Annotated in this window: 4 protein-coding genes and 1 pseudogene; 3 read left to right on the forward strand and 2 right to left on the reverse strand. The window is 74.7% G+C overall.

Going from position 1 to position 4,667, the window contains the following annotated elements; translation table 11 throughout:
* Window positions 1-133: 133 nt before the first annotated feature.
* Window positions 134-307: a DUF4236 domain-containing protein gene (locus AB0H87_RS38325; RefSeq protein WP_278081858.1), complete on the reverse strand. Its 174-nt coding sequence runs from the start codon at window positions 305-307 to the stop codon at window positions 134-136.
* Between the two features lie 94 nt (window positions 308-401).
* Window positions 402-614: pseudogene (locus AB0H87_RS38330) on the reverse strand (hypothetical protein); the annotation flags it as partial.
* A gap of 59 nt (window positions 615-673) precedes the next feature.
* Between AB0H87_RS38330 and AB0H87_RS38335 the strand changes: the two are divergent.
* The 3 genes from AB0H87_RS38335 to AB0H87_RS38345 form a co-directional block, all read left to right on the forward strand.
* Complete coding sequence (locus tag AB0H87_RS38335) at window positions 674-1,738, forward strand: PQQ-dependent sugar dehydrogenase (protein ID WP_360157582.1); 1,065 nt, start codon at window positions 674-676, stop codon at window positions 1,736-1,738.
* An 87-nt stretch (window positions 1,739-1,825) separates the two neighbouring features.
* Window positions 1,826-2,689 carry an alpha/beta hydrolase gene (locus AB0H87_RS38340; RefSeq protein WP_360157585.1) on the forward strand — a complete coding sequence of 288 codons (864 nt, stop codon included), beginning with the start codon at window positions 1,826-1,828 and terminating at the stop codon, window positions 2,687-2,689.
* 113 nt (window positions 2,690-2,802) lie between these two features.
* Window positions 2,803-4,667, forward strand: a 1,865-nt coding sequence (locus AB0H87_RS38345) for an AAA family ATPase (RefSeq protein ID WP_360157588.1), incomplete at its 3' end; no start/stop codon positions are given.

Here is a 4,667-nt window from a genome sequence, read left to right on the forward strand (position 1 = left end):
AGAGCGCGACCAGCAGGACGACCGCGGACACCACACGGAGCCAGGCCGCCCGGGTCATATCGGACAATCTACTCAGGGCAGACGCACTCGCGGCGCCCTTCCGGTGGACCGGAGGGCGCCGCGAGGGGGGAGGTCAGCTCTTGTCCTGCTTCCAGGACAGCGGTCCCGGGAGGTCGACGCGGTGCGCGCGCGCCCGGGAGTTCCACGACCAGCGACCGATCTTGATGCTCCAGGAGCTGAAGCCGTTCTCCGTGAAGTTCAGGATGATCGGGCCGAATTTCTTCCGCTTACGGAACATCAGACCCATTGTCGGGCACCCTCTCAGCTAGGTGTCGTGGCGTGGGCCGGAATGTTCCCCGAACGCCTGTTCGCGAAACCGTGCCGGTTCAGTGCCCGCCGCGCATGACGCCGAGCCGGCTGGCCCAGGACATGATCGAGCCGGCGGACGCTGCGGAGAGCAGCGAGAACGCGCTCGCCCACGAGCCGACCGAGAACGCCGAGAAGGCGGAGCCGATCGAGCCCAGGCTGCCGACGGAGCCGATCGAGCCGATCGAGAGCACGGAGCCCTTGGAGGCGATGGACAGGACCGAGTCCTGCGAGCGGATGCACAGCATGAGCGGTCTCCCTTCCTCGCTGTCCAGGTGCCCCGTCGGCGCGGCGTTATTCTCGAACGGTGAGCCGGGCTCGGATCGCGCTGACCGTGGTCACCGTCGTCGTGCTGCTCGCCGCCGCGCTGGGTGGCGTGGCGGCCTGGCGGGGCTGGTTCAGCGATCCCTCGGTCCCGAGCGCGCCCGACGCGCAGCCGGCGAGCGTGTCCGATGTGGTCACCGACCTGCGGGCACCGTGGGGGCTCGCGTTCCGGCCCGACGGCACGGCCCTGGTCACCGAGCGCGACACCGCGCGCATCCTGTCGGTGCAGGGCAACACCGCCCGCCAGGTGACCGTCGTCGACGAGGCGGAGCCCGCGGGGGAGGGCGGCCTGCTCGGCATCGCGGTCGCACCGGCCGGCGACTGGGTCTACGTCTACTACACCGCGGCCGACGACAACCGGATCGCGCGGTTCCGGCCCGATCAGCCCGACGCGCGCACGGTCGTGTTCAGCGGCATCCCGAAGGCCGGCAACCACGACGGCGGCCGGATCGCGTTCGGACCCGACGGCATGCTCTACGTCGGCACCGGCGACGCGGGCAACCGCGACGCGGCCCAGGACCGCGCGGCCCTCGGCGGCAAGATCCTGCGGCTCACACCGGAGGGCGCCCCGGCGCCGGGGAACCCGTTCGGCGCGAGCCCGGTCTACACCTACGGCCACCGCAACGTGCAGGGGCTCGCCTGGGACTCCGGCGGCGCGATGTTCGCGTCCGAGTTCGGGCAGAACACGTACGACGAGCTGAACCGGATCGAGCCCGGCCACAACTACGGCTGGCCCGAGGCGGAGGGCGACTCCGACAACCCCGCGTTCACCAACCCGATCGCCACCTGGCGCACCGCGGACGCGTCACCGAGCGGCATCGCGGTCGGCCCCGACGGCAGGGTGTGGATGGCCTGCCTGCGCGGCGAGCGGCTCTACACGATCAACACCGACGGCAGCGGCGCCCAGGCGCTGCTGCGCGGCGAGCACGGCCGACTCCGGCACGTCGCGGCCGCCCCGGACGGCTCGATGTGGGTGCTGACCTCCAACCACGACGGCCGCGGCAACCCGGCCCCGGGCGACGACCGCATTCTGCGCCTGACGCTCTGACACCGGTGATTTCGCCGATGCGCGGCTGAGGGGGCGCGTCAAACACTGGTCTCCGTCGATGTCCCCCGACGGACCAGGAGCCCCCACGTGAGAACACCCATCCGTCTCGCCGCCGTGGTGGCGGCCGCCGTGCTCAGCGTCGGTGTCGCGGGCGTGCCCAACGCGCTGGCGGCCGAGAACCCGTACGAGCGCGGCCCAGCCCCGACCACGGCGATCCTCGACGCCACCCGCGGCCCGTACGCGGTCTCCCAGACCAGCGTCTCCTCGCTGGTCAGCGGCTTCGGCGGCGGCGTCATCTACTACCCGACCACCACCGCCGACGGTACGTTCGGCGCGATCGCGATCTCGCCGGGCTTCACCGCCGCCTGGTCGAGCATCGACTGGCTCGGCCCGCGGATCGCCTCGCACGGGTTCGTGGTGATCGGCATCGAGACCAACAGCCGCCTCGACCAGCCCGCCAGCCGGGGCCAGCAGCTGCTCGCCGCGCTGGACTACCTGACCAACAGCAGTTCCGTGCGCGGCCGGGTGGACAGCACCCGCCTCGCCGTGGCCGGGCACTCGATGGGTGGCGGTGGCAGCCTCGAGGCCGCCTCGGACCGGCCGTCGCTGCAGGCCGCGATCCCGCTCGCGCCGTGGAACACCGACAAGACCTGGAGCGAGCTGCGCGTGCCGACGCTGATCATCGGCGGCGAGAGCGACACGGTCGCGCCGGTGTCGTCGCACTCGATCCCGTTCTACAACAGCATCCCCGCGTCGGCGGAGAAGGCGTACCTGGAGCTCAACAACGCCAGCCACTTCTTCCCGCAGACCACCAACACGCCGACCGGCCGGCAGATGGTCGCGTGGCTCAAGCGGTTCGTCGACAACGACACCCGCTACGAGCAGTTCCTCTGCCCCGGACCGAGCGGCAGCGCGATCGACGAGTACCGCAACACGTGCCCGAGCAGCTGAGCCCCAGCCCGGACGAAGGCGCCCGTCGATAGACGGGCGTCTTTGTTGCGAGCGGCTTTCGGATAGGTGACACTGGATACATGCTTGTTGCACCGGCAGTGCATATTTCGGCGGTGCTGCACGGGCGAGCCGTCGAGCTTGCGACGATCGGCCAGTTGCTCCGCCGGGCGGCGGCCGGCCTGGGCGGCGCTCTGCTGATCGAGGGCGACCCGGGCTCCGGTCGCAGCGCGCTGCTCGCCCACGCCGTCCGGCAGGCGCACGGCTTCGTCTGCCTGCACGCGCCCGGGCTGCCGGGCGAGGTCGACCTGCCCTACGGCGCGTTGCACCGGCTCCCCGTGCCGGTGCCCGCCCGCCGCGCCCGCACTGCTGAGCAGCGGCTCCGGTTGTGCACGACGGTGCTCGACGCGCTCGTCTCGCGCAGCCGCCGCCGGCCGGTGCTCTGCGTGGTGGACGACGCCGAGCGGGTCGACCCGCCGTCGCTGGAGGTGCTCGCATTCGTCGCCCGGCGGGCCTGGGAGCACCGGATCGCCGTCATCTTCGCCGGCACGCACCTGCCGCCGGTCGACGGCGCGACGCGGCGGCTCGCCCCGCTCGACACGACCGCGGCGGCCGGCGTGCTGGCCGACCACGGCGTCGCCAGCCCGGTGGCGGAGGTGCTGGTCGGGCTGGCCGGCGGCAACCCGGCGGCGCTGCACGACCTCGCCGGCGCGCTGACTCCGGCGCAGCGGCGCGGCGTCGAGCCACCTCCGGCCGGGTTGCCCGCCGACGGGGCGCTGGGCCGCGCGTACCGCGACCGCCTCCGTGCCCTGCCCGCCGCCACCCGGCGGGCCCTGCTGCTGGCGGCGCTCGAGGACGGGCTCGACCCGGCGGTGCTGGCGCGGCTGGGCGGCGGCGCGCTCGCCGCGGCCGAGCGTGCCGGCCTGCTGCGCGGCACCGCGTTCGCCCACCCGGCGGTGCCCGAGGTGGTCCGCTCCCAGGCCACGCTCGCCGACCGGCAGCGCGCCCATCGGACGCTGGCTCGGCTGCTCACCGGCGAGAGGGACCGGCTGCGCCGGCTGCTCCATCTGGCCGCCGCGACCCCGCCGCCCGACGCGTCCCTGGCCGACGACATCGAGCGCGCGGCCGGGTCCGTCGTCGACTGCCGGGTCGGCTCCGTGGCCCTGGAACGCGCGGCCGAACTGACGCCCGCACAGGGCCCAGCCGCGGCGCGTCGGGCGGCCGCGGCGCGGTTGGCCTGGCTCGCCGGCGAGCCGGCCCGGGCCGGTCGGCTGCTGGCCCGCGCCGGCCCGGCGGGCGCGCTGCTGGCCGGCGAGATCGCGCTGCGCGGGGGCACGGCCGGCGAGGCGCTCGAACTGCTGCTGGCCGCGGCCGACGAGCTGGCCGGGAGCTGTCCTGACCAGGCGTGGCGGGCGCTCGTGCTGGCCGGCGAGGCGGTGTGCCTGGACGGCAACCACGGCCGCTACCGCGAGGTGCTGCGCCGGGCCGCGCTGCTGCGGCGCGCGGGCGCCCTCGACCCGGTGCGCTCGGCGCAGGTCGCCGGCCTGGCCGCGGTGATGCGGGGCGACCACGAACGCGCCCGCCCGGCGCTGCGCTCGGTGCTCGAACTGTCCACCTCGGACCCCGAGGTGCTGACCTCGGCGGCCACGGCCGGCCTGCTGCTCGGCGACGACGCGGCCGCGCACCGCACGCTGGAGCGGGCCGCGTCGCTCGCACGATCCAGCGGCGCGATAGCGCTCCTGCCGCGGGCGCTGGAGCTGCGCACGTTCGTCGAGTACTGGATGGGCTCCTACGAGGCGGCCGCCGCCAGCGCGCGGGAGGGCCTCGCGGTGGCCCGGTCGTGCGGCCAGCGCGCCGCGGCGGGCAACCTGGTGGGCCTGCTGGCCCTGCTCGCCGCGCTGCGCGGTGACGCGCCGGAGTGCATGCGCTGGATGCGCGAGCTGCGCTCGGGTTCCCACGCGAGCCGCCCGCGCGCGCTGGT

This window comes from Asanoa sp. NPDC050611, assembly GCF_040654855.1.
Classification (GTDB): domain Bacteria; phylum Actinomycetota; class Actinomycetes; order Mycobacteriales; family Micromonosporaceae; genus Asanoa.

Excerpts from the sequence above, each read along its gene's own strand:
- AB0H87_RS38325 (WP_278081858.1), bottom strand. The coding sequence starts at position 307 with ATGGGTCTGATGTTCCGTAAGCGGAAGAAATTCGGCCCGATCATCCTG.